At 70.6% G+C, this 2,040-nt stretch carries 3 protein-coding genes; all 3 read left to right on the top strand.

Annotation, left to right across the window (positions count from 1 at the left end; all coding sequences use genetic code 11):
• Positions 1-284: HK97 family phage prohead protease (locus tag B1A78_RS21615; RefSeq protein WP_179102131.1), on the top strand; the 284-nt coding region annotated here is incomplete at its 5' end.
• A 5-nt stretch (positions 285-289) separates the two neighbouring features.
• Positions 290-1,432 (top strand): phage major capsid protein, encoded by a 1,143-nt coding sequence (locus tag B1A78_RS21610; RefSeq protein ID WP_144037961.1) that lies wholly within the window; start codon positions 290-292, stop codon positions 1,430-1,432.
• 97 nt (positions 1,433-1,529) lie between these two features.
• The coding region (locus tag B1A78_RS21605) for a hypothetical protein (protein ID WP_218668024.1) at positions 1,530-2,040 on the top strand (511 nt) is incomplete at its 3' end.

Raw genomic sequence — 2,040 nt, 5'->3', positions numbered from 1 at the left:
CCTTGCTGTGGCAGCACCGGCCGGGCGCCGTCGTCGGCACGATCGAGGCGCTGGCCGAGGATCGGCGCGGGCTGCGCGTGGTGGCGCGGGTGACGCATCCGACTGCGGCGGCGCTGGTCGCGCGCGGGGCGCTGACGGGATTGTCCTTTGGTTATCGGGTGACGGCGGCGCGCGGGAGCGATCCGCGCGAGCTGCTCGGGCTCGACCTGGCCGAAGTGAGTTTGGTGGCGGCGCCGATGCAGGTGCTGGCGCGGGTGATTGCGGTGGATGTGGTGAAGGAGTGACGGGCATGGAGTTGGAGATGGAAGTGAAGGCCGATGCGCTCGACGGCGCGTTCGATGCGGTGCTGGCGGCCGAAGCGGTCGATGACCTCAAGGCCTCGGTCGCGGCGTTGAAGGCACAGGTCGATGCACAGGCGGTCGCGGCGGCGCGGCTGCCGCTCGACGGCGCGAAGGCGGATGACCCGGCGCGCGATGCGTTCGTCGAGCGCTATTTGCGGCGCGGCATCGATGCCGGGGTCGAGATGAAGAGCCTGTCGGGCGCGTCGGGCGGCGAGGGCGGTTATGCGGTGCCGCGCGAGATCGACGGGACGATCGCGGCGACGCTGAAGTCGCTGTCGCCGATCCGGTCGATCGCGACGGTCGTGCAGACGGGGACGAGCGGCTATCGCAAGCTGGTCGCGACCGGCGCGACGGGCGCGGGCTGGGTCGGCGAGACGGCAGCGCGGCCCGAGACGGGGACGCGCAGCTTCGCCGAGATCGCCCCGCCGTCGGGTGAGCTGTACGCCAATCCGGCGGCGAGCCAGGCGATGCTCGACGATGCGATGTTCGATGTCGAGGCGTGGCTCGCCGACGAGATCGCGCGCGAATTCGCGGTCGCCGAAGGGGCGGCGTTCGTGACCGGCAATGGCACCAACCGGCCGAAGGGCTTCCTCGACACCGCGACGACGAACGAGGCCGACGGGGTGCGGGCGTTCGGGACGCTGCAATATCTGGCGTCGGGCGCGGCGGGAGCCTTTGCGGCGTCGAACCCGCAGGACAAGCTCGTCGAGCTGGTGCACAGCCTGCGCGCGCCGTACCGGCAGGGGGCAAGCTGGGTGATGAACAGCGACACGCTGGCGCGCATCCGCAAGTTCAAGACCAGCGACGGCGCGTTCCTGTGGCAGCCGGGGCTGGTCGAGGGGCAGGCGGCGACGCTGCTCGGCTATCCGGTGGTCGAGGCCGAGGACATGCCGGCGGTGGGCGCGAACAGCCTGTCGATCGCGTTCGGCAATTTCCGCGCCGGTTACCTGATCGCCGACCGCGGCGAGACGCGCATCCTGCGCGATCCGTTCAGCAACAAGCCCTTCGTGCATTTTTATGCAACCAAGCGGGTGGGCGGTGCGATCATCAATTCGGAAGCCATCAAGCTGATGAAATTCGCAGCCAGCTAAAGCGGTTGGTGCGCGTGCGGCGCCCGGTCCGGCTCCCTCCCCTTTCGGGATTGGGCCGGGCGCCTATTTTTTCTCCATATGATGAGGAGGCGCGGTGATGCCGAGCCTGTTTTTCGCCGACCTGGTGCGCGAGACGAGTGTTGCGGTCGGGGCGGGGCCGCTTGTGCTGGGCGGCGCGGTCGCCGGGCATCGGCGCTTTGCCGATGTCGTGCCGGGCGGTGCGAGCTTTCACTACAGCATTGCCGGGGTGCGGCATGCGGGCGAGTGGGAGGTCGGCACCGGGACGCTCGACGCGGAGGGGCGCTTGTCGCGCGATGTCGTCGCGGCATCGTCGAACGGCGGGGCGCTTGTCGCTTTTTCTTCGGGCGTGAAGACGGTCGCGCTGACCGTCGGCGCGGGGTGGCTGACGGCGACCGATGTTGCGCTGGCGGCGGCGACTGCCGGGGTTGCCACCAACGGCGCGGCGCTGGCGGCGGCGGGAGCGACGATCGCGGCGCAGGGCGTGGCGATCGGCGCGGCGCAGGGCGCGATTGCGGGCAAGCAGCCGATCTCGACCGGCCATGGCGCGGCAACCCATGTCGAGGCGGCCGACAGCGTGACGCTGCGGC

Origin of the sequence: Sphingopyxis sp. KK2 (assembly GCF_001990265.1) — a bacterium.
In the GTDB taxonomy this organism is placed as follows: domain Bacteria; phylum Pseudomonadota; class Alphaproteobacteria; order Sphingomonadales; family Sphingomonadaceae; genus Sphingopyxis.
The sequence above is the reverse complement of the archived record's forward strand: the minus strand, read 5'-3'. Positions and strand labels throughout refer to the sequence as shown.